This is a genomic window from Billgrantia sulfidoxydans, from assembly GCF_017868775.1.
GTDB lineage: Bacteria > Pseudomonadota > Gammaproteobacteria > Pseudomonadales > Halomonadaceae > Halomonas > Halomonas sulfidoxydans.
This window is the reverse complement of record NZ_CP053381.1, coordinates 3,928,314-3,949,408: the sequence shown is the minus strand read 5'-3', so window position 1 is coordinate 3,949,408 and position 21,095 is coordinate 3,928,314. Positions and strand designations below refer to the sequence as shown.

The 21,095-nt window shown below is 68.3% G+C and carries 17 protein-coding genes; 9 read left to right on the top strand and 8 right to left on the bottom strand.

Annotation, left to right across the window (positions count from 1 at the left end):
- Positions 1-12: 12 nt before the first annotated feature.
- A complete protein-coding gene (gene rplQ, locus HNO51_RS18215; RefSeq protein ID WP_209538045.1) occupies positions 13-408 on the top strand; it encodes a 50S ribosomal protein L17 in 396 nt (131 codons plus the stop codon).
- 130 nt (positions 409-538) lie between these two features.
- Here rplQ and uvrA read toward each other — a convergent pair whose 3' ends face one another.
- A complete protein-coding gene (gene uvrA, locus HNO51_RS18210) occupies positions 539-3,400 on the bottom strand; it encodes an excinuclease ABC subunit UvrA (RefSeq protein WP_197448627.1) in 2,862 nt (953 codons plus the stop codon).
- Positions 3,401-3,563: 163 nt separating this feature from the next.
- On the opposite strand from uvrA, the gene HNO51_RS18205 reads away from it, so the two are divergent.
- The 4 genes from HNO51_RS18205 to HNO51_RS18190 all read left to right on the top strand — a co-directional run bounded on the left by HNO51_RS18205 (position 3,564) and on the right by HNO51_RS18190 (position 7,329).
- A complete protein-coding gene (locus HNO51_RS18205; protein WP_209538044.1) occupies positions 3,564-4,949 on the top strand; it encodes an MFS transporter in 1,386 nt (461 codons plus the stop codon).
- 71 nt (positions 4,950-5,020) lie between these two features.
- Entirely contained in the window at positions 5,021-5,647 is a 627-nt protein-coding gene (locus HNO51_RS18200) for a single-stranded DNA-binding protein (protein ID WP_197448625.1), read from the top strand.
- 33 nt (positions 5,648-5,680) lie between these two features.
- Positions 5,681-6,574, top strand: a complete 894-nt coding sequence (locus HNO51_RS18195) for a sugar nucleotide-binding protein (protein ID WP_197448624.1) — start codon at positions 5,681-5,683, stop codon at positions 6,572-6,574.
- Positions 6,571-7,329 (top strand): lysophospholipid acyltransferase family protein, encoded by a 759-nt coding sequence (locus HNO51_RS18190; protein ID WP_197448623.1) that lies wholly within the window; start codon positions 6,571-6,573, stop codon positions 7,327-7,329. The genes HNO51_RS18195 and HNO51_RS18190 overlap by 4 nt, the downstream gene beginning before the upstream one ends.
- Positions 7,330-7,400: 71 nt before the next feature.
- On the opposite strand, the gene fabB is transcribed toward HNO51_RS18190, so the two are convergent.
- Both fabB and fabA read right to left on the bottom strand, forming a co-directional pair.
- Positions 7,401-8,618, bottom strand: a complete 1,218-nt coding sequence (gene fabB / locus HNO51_RS18185) for a beta-ketoacyl-ACP synthase I (protein WP_197448622.1) — start codon at positions 8,616-8,618, stop codon at positions 7,401-7,403.
- Between the two features lie 14 nt (positions 8,619-8,632).
- Positions 8,633-9,148 (bottom strand): 3-hydroxyacyl-[acyl-carrier-protein] dehydratase FabA, encoded by a 516-nt coding sequence (fabA, locus tag HNO51_RS18180; RefSeq protein WP_197448621.1) that lies wholly within the window; start codon positions 9,146-9,148, stop codon positions 8,633-8,635.
- Positions 9,149-9,395: 247 nt separating this feature from the next.
- Here fabA and HNO51_RS18175 point away from each other — a divergent pair, with 247 nt between their 5' ends.
- The gene (locus tag HNO51_RS18175; protein WP_197448620.1) at positions 9,396-11,258 is read left to right on the top strand and encodes a putative bifunctional diguanylate cyclase/phosphodiesterase; all 1,863 of its coding nucleotides are present in this window, start codon (positions 9,396-9,398) and stop codon (positions 11,256-11,258) included.
- Positions 11,259-11,276: 18 nt separating this feature from the next.
- Here the strand turns inward: HNO51_RS18175 and phrB are convergent, their stop codons facing one another.
- From phrB to HNO51_RS18160, 3 genes are all read right to left on the bottom strand, one after another.
- Positions 11,277-12,695 carry a deoxyribodipyrimidine photo-lyase gene (phrB, locus tag HNO51_RS18170; protein ID WP_209538043.1) on the bottom strand — a complete coding sequence of 473 codons (1,419 nt, stop codon included), beginning with the start codon at positions 12,693-12,695 and terminating at the stop codon, positions 11,277-11,279.
- A gap of 17 nt (positions 12,696-12,712) precedes the next feature.
- A complete protein-coding gene (locus HNO51_RS18165; protein ID WP_197448618.1) occupies positions 12,713-13,627 on the bottom strand; it encodes a MerR family transcriptional regulator in 915 nt (304 codons plus the stop codon).
- Between the two features lie 119 nt (positions 13,628-13,746).
- On the bottom strand, positions 13,747-14,127 hold the full coding sequence (locus tag HNO51_RS18160; RefSeq protein ID WP_197448617.1) for a sirohydrochlorin chelatase: 381 nt from the start codon (positions 14,125-14,127) through the stop codon (positions 13,747-13,749).
- Positions 14,128-14,287: 160 nt separating this feature from the next.
- On the opposite strand from HNO51_RS18160, the gene HNO51_RS18155 reads away from it, so the two are divergent.
- Positions 14,288-15,199 (top strand): TIGR01777 family oxidoreductase, encoded by a 912-nt coding sequence (locus HNO51_RS18155; protein ID WP_197448616.1) that lies wholly within the window; start codon positions 14,288-14,290, stop codon positions 15,197-15,199.
- Positions 15,200-15,230: 31 nt separating this feature from the next.
- Here HNO51_RS18155 and rapA read toward each other — a convergent pair whose 3' ends face one another.
- Positions 15,231-18,182 carry an RNA polymerase-associated protein RapA gene (gene rapA / locus HNO51_RS18150; protein WP_197448615.1) on the bottom strand — a complete coding sequence of 984 codons (2,952 nt, stop codon included), beginning with the start codon at positions 18,180-18,182 and terminating at the stop codon, positions 15,231-15,233.
- 146 nt (positions 18,183-18,328) lie between these two features.
- Positions 18,329-19,129, bottom strand: coding sequence for a TlpA family protein disulfide reductase (locus HNO51_RS18145; protein ID WP_197448614.1), 801 nt, complete (start codon positions 19,127-19,129; stop codon positions 18,329-18,331).
- Positions 19,130-19,261: 132 nt separating this feature from the next.
- Here HNO51_RS18145 and HNO51_RS18140 point away from each other — a divergent pair, with 132 nt between their 5' ends.
- Positions 19,262-19,504 (top strand): hypothetical protein, encoded by a 243-nt coding sequence (locus HNO51_RS18140; protein WP_197448613.1) that lies wholly within the window; start codon positions 19,262-19,264, stop codon positions 19,502-19,504.
- A complete protein-coding gene (locus HNO51_RS18135; protein ID WP_242597149.1) occupies positions 19,491-21,071 on the top strand; it encodes a phospholipase D family protein in 1,581 nt (526 codons plus the stop codon). The genes HNO51_RS18140 and HNO51_RS18135 overlap by 14 nt, the downstream gene beginning before the upstream one ends.
- Positions 21,072-21,095 lie beyond the last annotated feature (24 nt).

The following is a 21,095-nucleotide window of genomic DNA, read 5'->3' as shown; positions in this document are numbered from 1 at the left end:
GGAATCACAACCATGCGTCATCGTAAGAGTGGTCGTCACCTGAATCGTACCAGCTCGCATCGCCAGGCCATGTTCAAGAACATGAGCGTGTCGCTGATCGAGCACGAAGTGATCAAGACAACCCTGCCCAAGGCCAAGGAGCTGCGTCGCGTCATCGAGCCGCTGATCACCCTGGCCAAGCAGGACAGCGTTGCCAACCGTCGTCTGGCCTTCAGCCGCACCCGCTCCAAGGAAGCGGTCGGCAAGCTCTTCAACGAGCTGGGTCCGCGTTACGCCGAGCGTCCGGGCGGTTACGTCCGTATCCTCAAGTGCGGCTTCCGCACCGGCGACAACGCCCCCATGGCCTTCGTCGAGCTCGTCGACCGTCCGGTCGTCGGAGAGGTCGAGGAAGCCGCCGCCGAGGAGTGATCCCCGGCAGCGGGCCCGGCCCGGCATCGCTGTAGCAACACGAAAAACCCGGCTTCTCGCGAAGCCGGGTTTTTTGTGGCTGGCTCGGTAGTCGCGGCTTGTCCGATGCCGCTGGCCGTCATACTAGGAGCTATTTGGATGCTGCCAGTTCGGCCTGCTGGCTTCTGGCTCGCTCCAGCAACGGCTTGAGGAAGCGCCCGGTGTGGGAGACCTCCATCTCGGCGACCTGTTCGGGGGTGCCCTCGGCGATGATGCGCCCGCCGCCGGAGCCGCCCTCGGGGCCGAGGTCGACGATCCAGTCGGCGGTCTTGATCACGTCGAGGTTGTGCTCGATCACCACGATGGTGTTGCCGTGGTCGCGCAGGCGGTGGAGCACGGCGAGCAGCTGGCGGATGTCCTCGAAATGCAGCCCCGTGGTGGGTTCGTCGAGGATGTAGAGTGTCTTGCCGGTGTCGCGCTTGGCCAGCTCGCGGGCCAGCTTGACCCGCTGGGCCTCGCCGCCGGAGAGGGTAGTGGCGCTCTGCCCCAGGCGGATGTAGGAGAGCCCGACGTCGAGCAGGGTCTGCAGGCGACGGGCGATGGCCGGCACCGGGCTGAAGAATTCCAGCGCCTCCTCCACGGTCATCTCGAGCACTTCATCGATGCTCTTGCCCTTGTACTCGATTTCCAGCGTCTCGCGATTGTAGCGCTTGCCCTTGCACACGTCGCAGGGCACGTAGATGTCGGGCAGGAAGTGCATCTCGACCTTGATCATGCCTTCGCCCTGGCACGCTTCGCAGCGCCCGCCCTTGACGTTGAACGAGAAGCGGCCGGGCTTATAGCCGCGCGAGCGTGCCTCCTGGGTGCCGGCGAAGAGCTCGCGGATCGGCGTGAAGATGCCGGTATAGGTGGCCGGGTTGGAGCGCGGCGTGCGCCCGATGGGGCTCTGGTCGATGTCGATCACCTTGTCGAGCTGGTCGAGTCCCTCGATGGTGTCGTAGGAGGCCGGGGTCAGGGTGGTGGCGTGATTCAGTTCGCGGGCGGCGATAGGCATCAGCGTCGAGTTGATCAGCGTCGACTTGCCCGAGCCGGAGACGCCGGTGACGCAGATGAACAGCCCCAGCGGCAGGGTCAGGCTGACGTCGTGCAGGTTGTTGCCGCGTGCGCCGGTGAGTACCAGCCGCTTCTCGGGGTTGCCGGGGATGCGCCACTTGGGCACCTCGATACGCCGCTTGCCGGAGAGGTACTGCCCGGTCAGCGAGTCGTGGCTGGCCATGACCTGCTCGGGGGTGCCCTGGGCGACGATCCTGCCGCCGTGCACGCCGGCGCCGGGGCCGATGTCGAGCACATGGTCGGCGGCGCGTATGGCGTCCTCGTCGTGCTCGACCACGATCACGGTGTTGCCCAGGTCGCGCAGGTGGATCAGGGTCTTGAGCAGGCGGTCGTTGTCGCGCTGGTGCAGGCCGATGGAGGGCTCGTCGAGGATGTACATGACGCCCACCAGGCCGGCGCCGATCTGGCTGGCCAGGCGGATGCGCTGGGCCTCGCCGCCGGAGAGGGTCTCGGCGCTGCGCTCGAGGTTGAGGTAGTCGAGGCCGACGTTGACCAGAAACTCCAGGCGCGCATGGATCTCGTTGATCACCTTCTGGGCGATTTCGCCCTTGCGCCCGGGCAGGGTCAGGCGCTGAAAGTAATCCCAGGCCTCGCCGATCGGCAGCTGCACGATCTGCGGCAGCGTGTGGTCGTCGACGAAGACGTGGCGTGCCTCCTTGCGCAGGCGCGAGCCGTGACAGGTGGGGCACGGGCGGTCGGCGATGTAGCGCGCCAGCTCTTCGCGCACCATGCTCGACTCGGTCTCGCGGTAGCGGCGCTGCATGTTGGGCAGCACGCCTTCGAAGGGGTGCTCGCGGGTCACGCGGCGACCGCGGTCATTGACGTAGCTGAAGGCGATCTCGTCGTCGCCGCTGCCATAGAGGACGATCTCCTTCTCGTGGCGGGCAAGCTCCTGCCACGGCGTCTCCAGGGTGAAGCGGTAGTGGTCGGCAATGGCCTGCAGCTGGCTGAAGTAGTAGATGCTGCGCCGGTCCCAGCCCTTGATCACCCCCTCGGCCAGGGACAGTTCCGGATGGCTGATCAGCTTGTCGGGGTCGAAGACCTGCTGCACGCCCAGGCCGTCGCAGGTGGGGCAGGCGCCGGCGGGGTTGTTGAACGAGAACATGCGCGGTTCGAGTTCGGCGATGGCGTAGCCGCACACCGGGCAGGCGAAGCGTGCCGAGAAGGTGATGTCTTCGGCCTCGCCGTCCATGAAGTGGACCACGGCGATGCCGTCGGCCAGATTGAGGGCGGTCTCGAACGACTCCGCCAGGCGCTGCTGGAGCCCGTCGCGCACCTTGATGCGGTCGATCACCACGCTGATGTCGTGCTTCTTGTTCTTGTCCAGCGGGGCGATGTCGTCGAGCTCCAACGCCTGGCCGTCGACCATCACGCGCACGAAGCCCTGGGCGCGAAGCTCGGCGAGCAGCTGCAGGTGCTCGCCCTTGCGCCCCGACACCACCGGCGCCAGCAGCATCAGCTTGCTGCCTTCGGGCAGCGCCAGTACCTGGTCGACCATCTGCGATACCGTGCTCGCTTCCAGATCTTCGCCGTGCTCGGGGCAGCGTGGCGTGCCGGCGCGGGCGAACAACAGGCGCAGGTAGTCGTAGATCTCGGTGATGGTGCCCACCGTGGAGCGCGGATTGTGCGAGGTGGACTTCTGTTCGATGGAGATCGCCGGCGACAGCCCTTCGATATGATCGACATCGGGCTTCTCCATCATCGACAGGAACTGCCGGGCATAGGTGGAGAGCGACTCCACGTAGCGCCGCTGGCCCTCGGCGTAGAGGGTGTCGAAGGCCAGCGAGGACTTGCCCGAGCCCGAAAGCCCGGTGACCACGATCAGGCTGTCGCGGGGCAGTTCGACGTCGATCTGCTTGAGGTTGTGGGTGCGGGCACCCCTGACCACGATCCTGTCCATTCCCACCTCATGGCGCTCGGCAAAACCTCGATTATACGCGTGCGGTCGAGCGCGCGCCAAAGCGCCAGTAGGTAGGGGCGTTTCCTGTGGGGGCCGGAATCGTTAGAATAGTCGGTCCACCTCGAGGGCCCGGCCCACCCACCATGGAATCGTCATCGCCCCTATGCGCAAGCTCTCTGGACTGCTGCTAGCCTCCGAACGGCGTGCCATCACCGGCCTGGCCGGTCTGTATGCCACACGCATGCTGGGGCTGTTCATGGTGCTGCCGGTGCTGGCGCTTTATGCCGACGCGCTGGACGGCGCCACGCCGCTGCTGGTAGGGCTGGCGCTGGGCGTCTATGGCCTGACCCAGGCGATCCTGCAGATCCCCTTCGGCCTGCTCTCCGATCGCCTGGGGCGCAAGCCGGTAATCGCCGGCGGCTTGCTGCTGTTCCTCCTGGGTAGCGTGGTGGCGGCGTCCGCCGACAGCATCGGCGGGGTGATCGCCGGACGCTGCCTGCAGGGCAGCGGGGCGGTGGCCGCGGCGATCATGGCGCTGCTCGCCGACCAGACCCGCGAGCAGGTGCGCACCGCTGCCATGGCGACCATCGGGCTCTCCATCGGCGTGGCGTTTGCCGTGGCCATGGTGCTGGGGCCGTGGCTGGCCGCGGCGTCCGGCCTGGCGGGTGTGTTCTGGTTCACCGCCGGCCTGGCCGCGCTGGGCCTGGTCGTGCTGTGGAAGCTGGTACCGCCGGCACCGCGGCGTCTGCGGCATCGCGACGTGGGCATCGACCGACGGCAGTTGGCGGCGACCCTGGCGCGGGCGGATCTGTGGCGGCTCGACCTGTCGATCTTCGTCCTGCACTTGCTGTTGATGGCGATCTTCATTGCCGTACCGTTCCGCCTGGTCGAGGCGGGCATCGCAGTGGAGCGACACGGACTGACCTATCTTGGCATCATGACGCTGGCCTTCGTCGCCATGGTGCCGCTGGTGGTGGTGGCCGAAAAGCGCCAGCGCATGAAGGGCGTGAGCCTGGCGGCGATCGCCGCGATTGCCGTCAGCCTGGCCGGCCTGGCCGGCTTTGCTGGTGGCTGGGCGCTGTTCGCCTGGTTGCTGCTGTTCTTCACCGCGTTCAATCTGCTCGAAGCGATGCTGCCGTCGATGCTCAGCAAGCTGGCACCGGCCGGGGCCAAGGGCACGGCCATGGGGGTCTACTCCACCAGCCAGTTCCTCGGCGCCTTCCTCGGCGGCGTGCTGGGGGGCTTTCTGGCCGAGCAGTGGGGGCTGCCGGCGGTGTTCGTCGGCAGCGCCGTGCTGGCCGGTCTCTGGTGGTTGCTGATGCTGGGCATGCCGGCCCCGCCGCATCTGTCGAGCGAGGTGGTGGCGCTGGACGGTGGGCACCAGGAGGATACGCTCGATACGCTGATGGCGAGCTTTGCCGACGTGGCCGGGGTCGAGGACGTTCTGGTCGTGCCGGAGGAGCGAGTCGCGTATCTTAAGGTGGACCGGCGCCGCCTCGACGAGGATGCCCTGGCGCGCCTGATCCGCTCAAACCGCCACGGCGGTTAGCCTGTCCGCAGGCATCGGGCCGCAAGGCCGAACCATTACAATGCACCTGTTCACTATAGAGGGAGTCCAGCATGGCCCGTGGCGTCAACAAGGTCATTCTCATCGGTAACCTGGGGCAGGACCCCGAGGTCCGCTTCATGCCATCCGGCAGCCCCGTCGCCAACCTGCGCGTGGCAACCACCGACACCTGGACCGACAAGCAGAGCGGCCAGCGTCAGGAGCGCACCGAGTGGCACTCGGTGGTACTGTTCAACCGCCTGGCCGAGATCGCCCAGCAGTATTTGAAGAAAGGGTCTCGGGTCTACCTCGAAGGGCGCCTGCAGACGCGCAAGTGGCAGGGGCAGGACGGTCAGGATCGCTACACCACCGAGATCGTCTGCAATGACATGCAGATGCTCGATTCGCGTAGCGGCGACTTCGGTGGCCAGGCCGGGGCGGGCATGCCGCAGCAGCAGGGTGGAGGCTACGGCGCACCGCAAGGCGCCCCCGTGCCGCAGCAGGGCGGCTACGGCGCTCCGCCGCAAGGTGGTGGTGGCTACGGCAACGCCTCCCAGCAGGGTGGCGGCGGCTATGGCGGCCAGCCTCAGCAGCGCCCGGCGCCGGGCGGACAGCCCCAGCAGGGCGGGCAGAAGCAGAACAACTACGGTGCACCCGACCCGGGTAGCTTCGACGATTTCGACGACGAAATTCCGTTCTGACGCCACCCGACCGAGGCTGCCGGAGACTATTGTGTGAAGCTGTTGGTACTAGATGCCGGCCATTGCCTCAATCTGGCACTGGCCAGGCTGGTGCATCGCCGCAGTGATACCGAGCTGGTCATCGAGCCGGGGCTGAAGATCGATGCCGCCCGGCTGCGCGAGCTAACGCCAGCGGCCGTGGTCATCCCGCCGCTGTCGGCGCCGATGGAGATCGAGCCTGCGGCCGTGATTGCCCACGGCGAGGGCGTCGACGCCTGCTTGGCGGCGTGCCGTGAGACCGACACGCCGCTGGTGTGGTGCGTCTCCGACCAGCTCTACCAGGATGGCTTCGAAACCCCCATCGACGAACACGTGATACCGTCGCCGCGGGACGAGAGCCTCAGGCGGCTGATCGCCATCGGCGATCGCATCCGCCAGAGCCATCCCCGGCACCTGATTGTGCGCCTGGGGCCGCTGTTCGCGCTGGAGGGCGGGCACGCCTGGCTCAGCGGCGTGATCGACAGCCTGGTGACCGGGGAAGAGGTGCGCGCCGCCCAGGACGTGATCTTCTGTCCGACCTCGGCGGATGCCGTGGCCATGGCCCTGGTCGGCATGCTGCACCAGCTCGACTGCGGCTCCGACGCCTGGGGCGCCTATCACCTGGCGGGAACGGAGCCCGTCAGTGCCTACACCTTCACCTCCATGGTGCGCACCCAGCTCTCGACGCGCCTGGAGGGGCTGGGCGAGCAGGTGGGGCTGGGTGAGGTCAAGGCGCTCAAGCATCATCACGACCAGCCGCTGCGCCGGGTGCTCAACTGCCGGCGTGTGCTGGAGGCCTTCGGCGTGCATCAGAAACCCTGGCGGCTGGAGGTGGGGCGCCTGCTCGACGAGTGGTGCCAGGCGCGCCGTGCCTCGCCGGGCGATGAAAAGGGCGGCTCGGCTTCATGAACGTGTTGCGCAGCCTGCTGTTCTACGTCGGCTACTTCCTCGCCGTGTTCGTCTTCGGTGCGCTGCTGCTGCCGGTTGCGCCGCTGCTGGCGCTGCCGGCACGCTATCGCCTGCTCAATCTCTACAACCACTTCCTCACCGCCTGGTTCCGCTGGACCTGCGGCGTGACCTACCGCGTTCGCGGCAGGGAGCACCTGCCCGAGGGCCCCTGCGTGATCCTGGCCAACCATCAGTGCGAGTGGGAGACCATCTTCCTGCAGATTCTCAAGCCGCCGGTGTGCACGGTGCTCAAGCAGGAGCTGTTGCGCATTCCGGTGTTCGGCTGGGGACTCCGGTTGCTGCACCCCATTGCCCTGGATCGCTCCAAGCCGGCGCGAGCGATGAAGCAGGTGCTGACCCAGGGCGTGGTGCGGCTGCAGGAGGGGCTGTCGGTGCTGATCTTTCCCGAGGGCACCCGGGTCGACCCGGGGCAGCGACGCCGCTACAACAAGAGTGGTGCCGTGATCGCCTGTCGTGCCGGGGTGCCGGTGCTGCCGGTGGCACACAACGCCGGCGAGCGCTGGCCGGGGCGCCACTGGGTGAAGAATCCTGGCCTGCTCAACGTGGTGGTCGGCGAGCCGATCGAGACCGCGGGGCGCACGCCGGAGGAGGTGCTGGCGGAGGTCGAGGCGTGGATCGAGGCGCGCCTGGCCGAGATCTCCGAAGTGCCGCGCCCACAGGCGGCCAAGCCCGCGGTAGGCGCCAGTACCGGCTAGAGTGGCACCGACCCAGACGCAGAAGGCGCCCCGCGGGGCGCCTTCTGCGTTTCGAAGTGGCGGCGTTGTCGCTAGTCGCGATAGCGCTGCAGCACCAGGCAGGCATTGGTGCCGCCGAAGCCGAAGCTGTTGGAGAGCACGCGATCGACGCTGACGCCATCGCGCATGCGCGTGACGATATCGAAGCCGGCGGCCTGGTCGTCGAGCTCCTCGACGTTGGCCGAGGCGGCGATGAAGCCGTGCTCCATCATCAGCAGGGAGTAGATCGTCTCCTGCACGCCGGTAGCCCCCAGCGAGTGGCCGGTCAGCGACTTGGTCGAACTCATCGGTGGCGTGGTGTCGCCGAAGACCTCGCGGATCGCCTTGAGCTCGGCGACATCGCCTACCGGCGTCGAGGTGCCGTGGGTGTTGATGTAGTCGATCCCGCCGTCGACCGTGGCCATGGCCTGGCGCATGCAGCGCACCGCACCTTCGCCGGAAGGGGCAACCATGTCATGGCCGTCGGAGGTGGCGCCGTAGCCGACCAGCTCGGCATAGATCCTGGCCCCGCGGGCCTTGGCGTGCTCGAGCTCCTCGAGCACCAGCATGCCGCCGCCGCCGGCGATGACGAAGCCGTCGCGGGCCTTGTCATAGGGGCGCGAGGCCTTCTCTGGCGTGTCGTTGTACTCCGTCGTCAGGGCGCCCATGGCGTCGAACAGGCACGACAGCGTCCAATGCTCCTCCTCGCCGCCGCCGGCGAAGACGACGTCCTGCTTGCCCATCTGGATCTGCTCCATGGCGTTACCGATGCAGTGGGCAGAGGTGGCGCAGGCGGAAGAGATCGAGTAGTTGACGCCCTTGATCTTGAACGGCGTGGCCAGGCACGCCGAGACGGTGCTGCCCATGGTACGGGTGACCCGATAGGGGCCGACCCGGCGCAGCCCCTTCTCGCGCATCACGTCGGCGGCCTCGACCTGGTTGGCGCTGGAGGCGCCGCCGGAGCCGGCTATCAGCCCGGTGCGTTCGTTCGACACCTGCTCGGGGCTGAGGCCCGCATCCTCGATGGCCTGGGCCATGCTCACATAGGCGTAGGCCGCCGCGTCGCCCATGAAGCGGCGCAGCTTGCGGTCGATCAGGGCGTCGAGATCGATGTCCACGACCCCGGCGACCTGGCTGCGAAAGCCGCGTTCGGCATACTCCTCCTTGAAGCGAATACCCGAGCGCCCGCTCCGGAGCGCTTCGACGACCGTGTGTGCGTCGTTGCCCAAGCAGGACACGATGCCCAGGCCGGTGACTACCACTCGTCGCATGGGAGCCTCCTGTTTCAGAAATTCGCGGTAGAGGTGAACAGGCCGACCCGCAGGTCGTTGGCCTGGTAGATGTCGCGGCCATCGACCGAGACGGTGCCATCGGCGATGCCGAGGATCAGGCGTCGGGTGATGATGCGCTTGACGTTGATGTGATAGGTGACCTTGTTGGCCTCGGGCAGGATCTGGCCGGTGAACTTCACCTCGCCACAGCCCAGCGCACGGCCACGGCCGGGGTGGCCGAGCCAGCCCAGGTAGAAGCCCACCAGCTGCCACATGGCGTCGAGCCCCAGGCAGCCGGGCATGACCGGATCGCCGGGGAAGTGGCAATCGAAGAACCACAGGTCGGGTTGGATATCCAGTTCGGCGATCAGCTCGCCCTTGTTGAACTGGCCGCCCTCTTCATGGATGCGCGTGATACGGTCGAGCATCAGCATGTTGGGTGCCGGCAGCTGGGCATTGCCGGGGCCGAAGAGTTCGCCGCGGCTACACGCCAGCAGTTCTTCGCGTTCGAAAGAGTGTTGCTTGGTCACTGAGTCGTTCCGAGTCGCAGTTGTAGTGGGCTCTTCCGCGTGCGGTGCGGAGGCAGCATGGCACAGGAGCCAACCCGCCCGGGCGGCCCTGCCTAGTCTACTGGCCGAGGCCCCTGATTGCACGCCGGGCATGACGCGACGGCCACCAGCGATTAAAGTGTCAGCGCCAAGTGTCGATACTCAAGGTAGGGTCGATGCATAGCATGGGCGCAACTTTCCTTCTTCCTCCGTTACGTCGGGACCTCTCATGCGGCCATCCTTCGCATTGAACCGCCCCTTGATCTGGGCTGCCATGGCAGCGCTGCCGGCCTGTATCTGGCTGCCCAGCCCCGGTTTGCGGATGGCCGCGGTGTTTATCGTCGTGATGGGACTGGCCTCCGCCTGGCGCCAAATCAGGCGCGATCGCCAGCATGCCGACCTGATGCAGCAAGCGCTGATGCTCTCCGAGGAGGGCGTGCAGATCACCGATGCCGAGAACCGCATCCTGGCCGTCAACCCTGCCTTTACCCGCATCACCGGCTTCACCGAAGAGGAGGTGCGTGGGCTCAATGCCGCCAATCTGGCCGCGGCGCGTCACGACCCGGCCTTCTTCAAGCGTTTCTGGCAGACCCTGCACAGCAAGGGGCGCTGGGAGGGAGAGATCTGGAACCGGCGCAAGCAGGGCGACGAGTTCCCCGAATGGCTGCGGGTCAAGGCGATCACCGATGCGCGCGGGCACATCACCCACTATGTCGGTACCTTCACCGACATCTCGGTGCACAAGGCGCGAGAACAGGACCTGCGGCGCATCGGCTTCGAGGATCCGCTCACCGGGTTGCCCAACCGCCGCCGCCTGCACGACCTGATGACCTCGCGGCTGCGCCACCTGCGAGCCGGCGAGAGCCTCGACATGGCGATCGTCGACATCGACGGCTTCAAGTCGGTCAACGACAGCCTCGGCGTGGAGCAGGGCGACCGGCTGCTGGCACGCTTCGGTCAGCGTCTGGCCCGCCACGTGGCGGGCGGCGTGGTGGGGCGCCTGGGCGGCGACGAGTTCCTGGTCATTCGCACCACCACCTTCGACGACCACGACAACTGGGTCGCCGGGCTGCGTCAGCACCTGGGCGAGCCCTTCGAGCTGGGCAGCAAGACGCTGCGCCTGGGTCTCTCGATCGGCAGCTGTCGCGCCCCCGAGGACGGCAAGGAATCCAGCCTGCTGTTCCAGCGCCTGGAGTCGGCGCTCTACTCGGCCAAGCGCCACGGGCGCAACGTCAGCCAGCGCTTCCGCCCGGCACTGGACGTGCAGAACTCGCCGCACATGGCGCTGGTCTACGGCCTGCGCGACGCCCTGGCCAACGGCGACCAGCTCGAGCTGCACTACCAGACCCAGCACCGCATCATGGACGGCGCCGTGGTCGGCATGGAAGCACTGCTGCGCTGGCGCCACCCCGAGCATGGCATAGTGTCACCGGCCGACTTCATCCCGCTGGCCGAACGCCACGGGCTGATGGGGCCGCTCGGCAACTGGGTGATCGACGAAGCGCTGGCCCAGATGTCGCGCTGGCGCGACCTGGGCCTGCCCCAACTGCCCGTGTGGATCAACATCTCGGCGATCCAGATGTTCCAGGGAGAGCTCGAGACGGCGCTCTCGGCGGGGCTGGCGAGGCACGGCATCGAGCCGGCTCAGCTGGGCCTGGAACTGACCGAGTCGGTGCTGCTCGACGAACGCGCCGGCGACATCGTGCCACGGCTGGAGGCGCTGCGCGCCAAGGGCCACCGCATCGCCATCGACGACTTCGGCATGGGCTATTCGTCGCTCAGCTATCTCAAGAACCTGCCGCTGGACAAGCTCAAGCTCGACCGCGCCTTCATCCGCTCGCTGCCTGACGACCCTGCCGATGCCGCCATCGTCAGCGCCGTGCTGGCGATGGCGAGAGGGTTGGGGCTCGATGTGGTGGCGGAAGGCGTGGAAACCCACGGACAGCTCGAATTCCTGCGCCAGGCGGGCTGCCGGCTGGTTCAGGGCTACCTCTATGCCCGGCCGGGGCCGGCCGACGTGATCGAAGCCCAGTGGCGGGCGCTGACGTCGGACGCCGCGGGGCTGGTACTGCGCGCCGAGCCATCGGTCTAGCGCCCCCCTTCGCTTGACCTAACGCGACGCCGGCAGTGCCTTGAAGGCCTCCAGCGCCCGGCTGCGTGCCGCCTTGTGCTCGACGATGGGCGGCGGGTAGCCGGTCGCCGACCGCTGGATGTCGCTGGGCGCATGGCGGTCACGCGGCGACAGGCCGGCGAGTTCGGGCACGTATTCGGCGATGAGGCGACCCTCCGCATCGAAGCGACGGGACTGGGTGGTCGGGTTGAAGATGCGGAAATAGGGGGCGGCGTCGGTGCCGGTGGAGGCGGCCCACTGCCAGCCGCCGTTGTTGGCACAGAACTCGCCGTCGACCAGGTGGCGCAGGAAGAAGGCCTCACCACGGCGCCAGTCGATCAGCAGGTGCTTGCTGAGGAACATCGCGGCGATCATGCGCAGGCGATTGTGCATCCAGCCGGTGCGGACCAGCTGGCGCATGGCGGCATCGACGATGGGGTAGCCGGTGCGCCCGTCGCACCAGGCGCGAAAGCCGGCCTCGTCGTCGCGCCAGGCCAGCGCCTCGGTGTGCCGCTGGAAGGCGCGATGGCGGCATACCCGCGGGAAGCCTGCCGCCACATGCTGGTAGAATTCGCGCCAGACCAGCTCGTTGACCCAGGCAGTGAGACCGGCATCGCCTTCGGCCAGGCTGCCATCGTTCTCGGCCAGGGCGGCCTGCAGGCACTGGCGATGCGAGATCATGCCCAGCGCCAGGTAGGGCGAGAGTTCGCTGGTGCCGGCGATGCCCGGAAAGTCGCGCTGGCTGGCGTAGCGGCGCGCACGAAAGCGCAGGAAGCGCTCCAGGCGATCGGCGGCGGCCGCTTCACCGGCGGGCCAGCGGCCGGCACCGACCGGCGTGTCGGCGAGCGGCGGCAGGGGGGGAGCGGGGTCGCGGGTCACCTCGGTGAGCGTCTGCACCGGGGGTGTCTCGCGCAGCGTCAGGCGTGGCGCCGTCAGTTGGCGATGCCAGGCGCGGGCGAAGGGGGTGAAGACGCCATAGTAATCGCCCTTGCGCGTCAACAGCTCGCCCGGGGCGAAGGCCACGCTGTCGTGATGGCCGGTCGCGGTCAGGCCCGCCTCCTTGAAGGCGTCGACAACGGCCTCGTCGCGGCGCTGCTCGTCTAGTGGATATTCGCAATTGAAGTGCAGCGCGTAGGCGCCGAGGTGGCGGGCGATCCCGAGCAGAGTGGCCGGCGCCTCGTCGAAATCCTCGATGTCGCGGTGCAGCAGGGGAATGCCCAGCCCGGCCAGGGACTCGCCCAGCGCCACCACGCCGCGATGCCAGAAGTCGAGCTTGTTGGCGCCGTGGCCGTGTCGCTGCCAGTGGGCCACGCTGCGCAGGAACACCGCAACGACCGGCCCCTGGCGCGCGGCGGCCGCGAGTGCCGTGTTGTCGTGGATACGCAGGTCGCGGCGAAACCACATCAGGGTGCAGGTCATGGCAGCCTCGCGGCGGCTCAGTGATCGAGAATCAGCGGGCGCATGCGGGACATGGCCAGGGGCAGGTCGTCGCCGAGCAGTTCCACCAGGCTGTCGGCCAGGTCGCCGCTGCGAATGCGAGCGACCGGCCCGCACAGGCCGAGGGGGGCGTCGAGCTGTTCGGCCAGGCGCGGCAACTGGCGACGGATCAGGTCGGCCCGCTCGGCGCGGCCACTGACGAGCACCAGGGCGGCGGCATGCAGCCGCTCGACCGCCAGCGGCAGTTCGCCGAAGGGCAGTGCGCTGTCCATCAGTTGGACCTGATAGCCGGCATCGCTCGCGGCGAGGGCCGCCAGTAGCAGCCAGAGGCTGCCGGGGTCGTCGGGCAGCGGGGCGATCAGCAGGGCGGGGCCCCTGGCCAGGCGGTTGGCATGATAGAGCCGGATGCCGATGCGGGTACGCAGGAACGACTCCAGGCAGCGGCGCTGCAGGGCGGCGCCGAGCTGGTCGGCCCAGTGCTCCTCGAGTTCACGGCACACCGGCTGCCATAGCTCCGCCAGGCAGGTGGCCACGGGGTAGAGGGCCAAGCCCTGGGTGAAGAGGGTTTCCATCTGGCCCTGATCGAGGGCTTCGATGGCCGCCATCAGCTGGCGCCGCTGGCTGGGCCAGTCGCCGGAGGCCGGCTCGACGATCGGTGCGGGTTGCGGCTGGTCGATGAGTTCCTTGACCTGGCTGACCGGCACGCCGCGACTCAGCCATTGCAGGATGCGCTCGACCCGCTCGATGTCCTCGCGGGCATAGAGGCGATGGCCCTTGGGCGTGCGCTTGGGGCGGATCAGTCCGTAGCGGCGCTCCCAGGCGCGCAGGGTAACCGAGTTGACGCCGGTAATGCGTGACACCTCGCGGATGGGGTAGAGCGGTGTGTCGGCCGGGTGGGCCCCCTTCTCGGTCATGCTCGCCTGCCTCTTTTGTTGCCCTGGCTCGTGGCAACGGATGTCTGGCGGTTGCCGCGGCCCGCTGCCAGGGAATATTGTACGCTAAACGGGCGGTGTACAACTGATGGCAGCCAGGGTCAAGTGGGCAGGGCTTCTCCCGCCTGTTCGGCGATGACGGCGGCCAGGGCATCGATGAAGGCGGGGTGCTCGCCGACGGGCGGCAGCAGCTCGAGCTCGATACCGGGGTGCGACGACCTGAGTGCCTCGACCTGAGCCGGGACGTCCTTGCGCAGATGGCGTCCGGCGGCGAAGAACAGAGGCAGGATCTCGGCGCGCCGGATGCCGGCCGCAGCGAGTTCGGCCACGCTGCTTTCCAGCGAGGGTTCGCTAAGCTCCATGTAGGCCAGCTTCAGCGGTGCCTGCATGCGCGCGGCCAAGGACGCGTGGAACCGCTCGAAGGGGGCGCGCCAGGCGGGATCGCTGGAGCCATGGGCGAGCAGGATCAGACTGTAGGTCATGGCGATCTCCGAAACACCAGTGTAGCGGGCCGGGCGACCAGGGCGAGCCGAACCGTTGATCCGACCGGCTGTCGCCAGCATAGCAGAGATGTACAACGATTGTATAACGAAAGGCGGGGCGTCGGAGCGGCGCCTGACGCCAGACGCGGGAGGGAGTCTGATGCGAGTCTTGATTACCGGCGGTAGCGGTTTCGTTGGCCAGCGCCTGTGCCTGCGCCTGAAGGAGGCCGGGCACCGCCTGCAGGTGGTGTCTCGTGACCCGGCGGCCGCCCGGCGCAAGCTGCCGGAAGGGGCCGACGTGCGGCGTTCGGTGCTCGACTTCGTCGACTCGCCGCCGCATGCCATCGTCAACCTGGCCGGTGAGCCCATCGCCGCCCGGCGCTGGAGCGACGAGCAGAAGAACCGGCTGATCGACTCCCGGGTCAACGTCACCCGCGACCTGGTGATTCTCTGCGAGCAGCTCGAACAGGCCAGCGGCAAGGCGCCGAGCGTCATGGTCTCGGGCTCGGCGATGGGCTATTACGGCGACCAGGGGGCACGCGAGGTCACCGAGGCGACCCCGCCCCACGACGAGTTCGCTCATCGCCTGTGCAAGCGCTGGGAGGACACTGCCCTCGAGGCGACCGACTTCGGCACTCGGGTGGCGCTGCTGCGCACCGGCCTGGTGCTGGACACCGGGGGCGGCAGTCTCGCCAAGATGCTGCCGCCGTTCAGGCTGGGCCTGGGCGGACGGTTCGGCGACGGCCAGCAGTTCATGCCGTGGATTCACCGCGAGGATCTGGTACGCAGTATCCTGTTCCTGCTCGAACGCGACGACCTCGAGGGGCCGTTCAACGGCAGCGCGCCGCATCCCGTCACCAACGCCGAGTTCACCCGAGCCCTGGCCAGGCAGCTCGGTCGTCCCGCCGTCATGCCGGTGCCGGCGGTCGTGCTGGAAACCGCCTTCGGCGAGATGGCGCGGCTGCTGCTGACCGGCGCCGACATGCGCCCGGCGCGGCTGCTCGAGGCCGGCTTCGCGTTCCGCTTTCCGACGCTCGAGGAAGCACTTGCCGACATTCTCGGGAAGCGTTGACCTACCGGCACTTGCTCACTTCGGCTCACGGTCAGCGGCTCTCTTCCCCCACCGTGACGATGACCCTGACCGCATCGAGCCGCAGCCGCGTGCCGTCGATGGCGGCATCGAGTTCGCCGCGTTCGCGACGCAGCGCCTCGAGCTCCGCCTCGCGTACCGCCGGGTTGAGACGTGCCAGCGCCTCCAGGCGGGCCAGCTCGCCGTCGAGTTCCCGGCGCATGCGGACCTGGGCCCCCTCGACGATGCTCGGCAGCTCGCGCTCGGCCTCCTGCTCGCCCAGGACCAGCAGCTCGCGCAGCTGATCGTGACGGCTGCGGATCAGATCGCGGGCCATGGCCTTCTTGACCTTGCGCAGATTCTTCGACAGGCCGGTGAAGGAGACCTTGTCGCTGAGCACCGCACCCGACTCGTCGAGCAGCACGCGCACCGCGGTCGGTGGCAGGAAGCGGTTGACGTGCAGGCGCCTGGGGGCCGGGCAGTAGGTACGGAACACCAGCTCCGTCATCAGCCGTCCGGCCGGAATGGCCGGATGCTGGAGCAGGGCGAGGGCGGTGTTGCCCATGGTGCCGTCGAGGATGCGCGCCATCATCTCGCGCAGCAACGGATGCTCCCAGGAGAGGCGCTGCACGTCGTCGCGGGCCAGGGCGCGCTCGCGCGACAGGGTGGCGGTGAAGCCTTCCTCGCCCTTGGCCAGCCCTGGCAGGCCGTCGAGCATCTGCGGGCCGGGCTGCAGGTGCAGCAGGCCGCCGCCGAGCTCCTGGCCATCGACGCCAAAGATATCCAGCGCCTGGTCGAGATAGCGCGTCAGCGCCGGGTCGTCGTCGAGCTCGCGAATTGCTGCGGCCACCGCCTCGGCGCGAGCCGGGCGACAGGCGTTGAGTTCCAGCAGCCGGTTGCGGCCGGCGTCGCGCTGGGCCAGGCGGTTTTCGAACAGCGCCCGGGTCTCGCTGATGACGTCTTCCAGCGCTTCGTCGTCGAGCAGCGCCTCGGCCAGGGCATCGCCGAAGGCATCGAACAGTTCGTTGCCGACGCCGTGGGGCGAAGCGAAGGCCTCCATTCCCTCGCTGAACCAGCGCAGCAGGCGCTCGCCAGGGCTGGCCTCGAACAGCGGCACGTGAATCTCGATGGCGTGGCGTTGGCCGATGCGATCGAGTCGGCCGATGCGCTGCTCGAGCTGGTCGGGGTGCTGCGGCAGGTCGAACATCACCAGATGGCGGCAGAACTGGAAGTTGCGTCCCTCGGAGCCGATCTCCGAGCACACCAGCACCTGGCTGCCTTCCTCCTCGTCGGCGAAAGCGGCAGCCGCCCGGTCGCGCTCGACCAGCGTGAGCCCCTCGTGGAACACCGGCGCATGCAGCCCGCCCAGCACCCGCAGGGCCTCGGCCAGGCCCTGGGCGGTCTCGCGTCCATGGGCGATCACTAGCACCTTGTCGTTGGCGAAGCCCTGCTCGCTGTCGTCGGCAAGCCGCTCCAGCAGCCAGGTCACGCGCGGATCGAACTGCCACCAGGGCTCGGCATTGAGCGGGTCGTCCGAGAGCGCGCGATAGGTCGCATCGGGGTAGATCAGCACGTCGGGGTGGTCGAGCCCGGTCTCGATCAGCAGCTCGTCGAGATAGTCCTCGTCACGCTCGAGCTTACGCAGCACGCGGCGGTAGGCCGAGGGCAGCGTCAGTGCCGCCAGGTGCAGGCGACGTTCGGGAAAACCGCCCACATGACGGCGGCTGTTGCGGAACATCACCCGGCCCGTGCCATGGCGGTCGAGCAGTTGCTCGCGCAGCTGGTCGCGGGCGCTGGCCTGCTGCGCGGCTCCGCACTCGGGGTTGGACAGGAGGTCCAGCAGGGCCAGGCTGTCGGGCTCGTCGATTACCGCCGCCACGCTGCTGCGCGCCTCGCGGCCACCGGCGGGGAGGGCTTCCAGGGCGTCGATGGACTGCGCCACTTCCACGTAGTGCTGCTCCTCGTCGCGGAAGGCATCGAGGCTGTGATAGCGATCCGGATCGAGCAGGCGCAGGCGGGCGAAGTGGCTCTCGAGCCCCATCTGTTCGGGAGTCGCGGTGAGCAGCAGCACACCCGGCACCGCCTTGGCCAGGCGCTCGACGCAGGCGTAGCCTGGGCCGACCTGGTCGGCGCTCCAGTCGAGGTGATGCGCTTCGTCGACGATCAGCAGGTCCCAGTCGCTGCTGGCAGCCTGCTCCTGGCGATGCGGGTTGGCGAACAGCCACTCCTGGCTGGCCAGGATCAACTGGCCGGATTCGAAGGGGTTGCTCTCGGCCTGGGCCAGGCTCTGCTGTTCGTCGAGCAGGGTCACCTCGAGGGCGAAGCGGCGCAGCAGCTCCACCAGCCACTGGTGGGTGAGGCTCGGCGGCACCAGGATCAATGCGCGCTGGGCGCGGCCGGTGAGCAGCATGCGGTGCAGGATCAGGCCGGCTTCGATGGTCTTGCCCAGCCCCACCTCGTCGGCCAACAAGACGCGGGGCGCGTGGCGCCGGGCCACTTCGTCGGCGATGTAGAGCTGATGGGGAATCAGGTCGATGCGCGGCCCGGCCAGGCCCAGCGCCGGGTTCTGCTCGATGCGGTGGTGGTGGTGCAGGGTACGGAAGCGCAGGTCGAACCAGTCGTTGCGGTCGACCTGGCCGGTCAACAGGCGATCGCGAGCCTGGTCGAACTGCATGGTGTCGGCCAGGCGGGCCTCGGGCAGCTCGCGCAGCTCGCCTTGATCATCCTCGCCGATGTATACGATCAGCCCGTCGACCTCCTTGCTGTCGTCAACGGTCAGGTGCCAGCCATCGCTCGACTGGATGCGGTCACCGCTGCCGAAGGCGACCCGGGTAAGGGGCGCCTGGCGGCTGCTGTAGGTGCGGGTTTCCTGGCTGGCGCCGAACAGCACGGTGACGCTACGGTGATCGCAACTCAGGATGGTGCCCAGGCCCAGGTCGGCCTCGCCGTCGCTGATCCAGCGCTGGCCGGGTGAAAAGTCGCTCATGATGCCTCGGTCGATGCGGAACAGGGTGCGCATGCTATCGGCGGAGACAGCTCCGCCATCAGCAGGGCGGGCGATTCTAACGCAAAGCCCGTCATGGCTTAAGGCTGGTGGAGAGAGGCGGGAAATGGTAGGGCGCGCGGCCTCTCCTAGTAGCGTTGCAGCCAGCCATCCAGTTGCGCCCGCGACAGCTCACCCACGTGGCGCTCCACCGCGCGCCCCTCGCGGTCGAACAGCACCGTGGTGGGCAGCCCCGGTGACTCGAAGGCCATCGTCATCTCCTGGCGGGGATCGAGTAGCGGGTAGCGAAAGGTCAGCCCTTGCTCATCGAGATAGCGCACCACCTGCAGCAGCTCCTCGCCCTGGTTGATCACCACCACGGTGACGCCCTCGCGTTCGTCGGCCTCGGCCAGCAGTGGCATCTCGCGCAGGCAGGGCGGACACCAGGTGGCCCACAGGTTGACCACTACGCGATCGCCGCGCAGTGCCTGCAGCTCGACCGGCTCGCCGTCGAGATTCTCCAGGGTGACGTCGGGCAGCTCGCGCAGCGGCATGTCGCCGCCCAGCGGTGCCAGGGTGACCAGCACCAGCCACAGCGCCGAGGCGCCGATGGTCAGGCCCATGGCGCCGATCATGGAGAGCAGCCGGTCACGCAGCGCCCAGCCGCTCCAGATCAACGCCGCGAGCAGCCCCCAGAGGCCGTGGTAACCCGGCTGCCACAGCTTGAGCACATCCAGCGGGGCAGCGGCATAGGCATCGAGATTCATCGCCACATGACCCAGGCGGGCGCCGGCCAGCCAGGCCAGCAGCAAGCCGTTATACCAGCGCGACCGCGCCGTCGACGACAGCCCCAGCAGCAGCCAGGCCGCAAGCAGCAGCAACAGGGCGCAGCCGATGGCATACAGGCGCGGGACGGATATCAGTACGGGGCCCAGGGCGAAGGCGTCCATTGGCTCAGCTCCGAGAATGGGGTCGGCGCAAACGGCAAGACCGGGTAGAATCATTCACTTGCATACGCTTACTACGTCAGCAGAGCAAGCCTACTGCGCACGGATAGCACTGTCACCCGGCGGGAGCCCTCCATGGCACACAAGTCGTTCGATCCCCTGCGCGCCCTGGCCATCGGCAGCCAGGCGCTGGGCTTCATCCTGATCATCACGCTCGAGACGATGTTGGGAGGCGAGGCTGCCCGTCCCTGGCAGGGAGTGACGCTGGCCGTGATGGTGGCGTTCGCGCTGGCCCTGGCGCTGGCCCGACTCTATCGGCGCAACAAGGCGCGCAAGACCATGGCGCGACGCCTGGCGGACGACGATGACGAACCCTGAACTCGGCGGCTCGCATCGAGCCCGCGGTTGGTGGCTGCTGGCGCTGTCCGGGTTGCTGGCCTCGCTGCTGGCGGGGTGCGCCGGCACGCCGGTGCCGCGTGAGCACGGGTCGCTGCTGTCCGCCGGGGAGAGCGAGGCCACCTGGCTGGGGCAGTGGGTGCGGATGAGCGCCGCCGACCGCTCTGGCAAGAGCGGCTTCGCCCTGCTCTCAAGCGGCCAGGACGCCTTCAGCCTGCGTGTATTGCTCAGCGAGCAGGCCGATCGGCGTCTCGACATCCAGACCTACCTGATCGGAGACGGCCTGACGACGCGGCTGCTGCTGCAGCGTCTCTTGGCGGCCGCCGACCGAGGAGTCGAGGTGCGCCTGCTGATCGACGACATGGGCGCCGTGGGCCAAGGGCAGGAGCTGGCGGCGCTCGATAGCCATCCCAACGTCCAGGTGCGTGTCTACAATGCGCTGAGTGTCGGCCGCGACACGCTGATCGGCCGCGTGCTGGCCTCGGCGCCGCAGGCGGCGCGGCAGCATCGGCGCATGCACAACAAGCTGTGGATCGCCGACGGCGCCCTGGCCATCGTCGGCGGGCGCAACCTGGGCGACGAGTACTACAGCGCCAGCGAGCCGCGCAACTTCACCGACCTCGACCTGATCACGCTCGGTCCCGTGGTGGAGCCGCTGTCGCGCAGCTTTCACCTCTACTGGAACCATGGCCTGGCGCAGCCCATCGGCCGCTACCATCGTGCCGAAGACGAGGCCTGGCGCGAGCTGCGCTCGTCGCTCGACGAATGGGTCGAGGCCAATGCCGATTCGCCCTACTTCGCCGATCTTCGCCAGCGCTATGCCGATGTCGAGCGGGGGCCGCTGGTGGGCAGGCTGCACTGGGGGGAGGGCTTCGCCCTGTGGGACCCGCCGGGCAAGCCGGCCTGGCGTGGACGCGCGGCGCTTGCCAGCACCATGGCCGGGGAGCTGCTCGAGCGCGCCGGTGAGCCGAGCGAGCGGCTGGCGATCGTCTCCGCCTACTTCGTGCCTGGCGAGCTTGGCACGCAGCGCTTGAGGGAACTGGCCGAATCGGGTGTCGAGGTCGAGGTCTTCACCAACTCCCTCGAAGCGACCGACGTGCCGCTGGTCCATGGCGCCTACCAGGTTCGCCGTAGAGCGCTGCTCGACAGCGGCGTCGCGCTCTATGAAATGCGTGCCGAGAGCGAATTCGACGACGATGGTTTCAGCGTGGGCTCGTCGGCCTCCGCCCTGCATATCAAGGCACTCAGCATCGACAGCGATCGCGTGTTCGTCGGCTCGCCCAATGCCGACCCTCGCTCGGTGTGGTGGAACACCGAAGTGGGCGTGCTCGCCGCCAGTCCGGGTCTGGCCGCCGAGCTGGAGGCGCTGGCAGAACTCGGCAAGTCGCCGGCGCTGAGCTATCGGGTCGAACGGGACGAGCAGGGGCGCCTCAGCTGGCTGACGGAACAGCAGGGGGAGACGGTGTCGTTCGGGCGTGAGCCCGGCGGTTTCTGGCGTCGTTTGGGGGCCATGCTGGGCCGGATCGCCTGGCTGGAGCCGCTGCTGTAGCTTCCCGCGCCGGCTCGAGGCCAA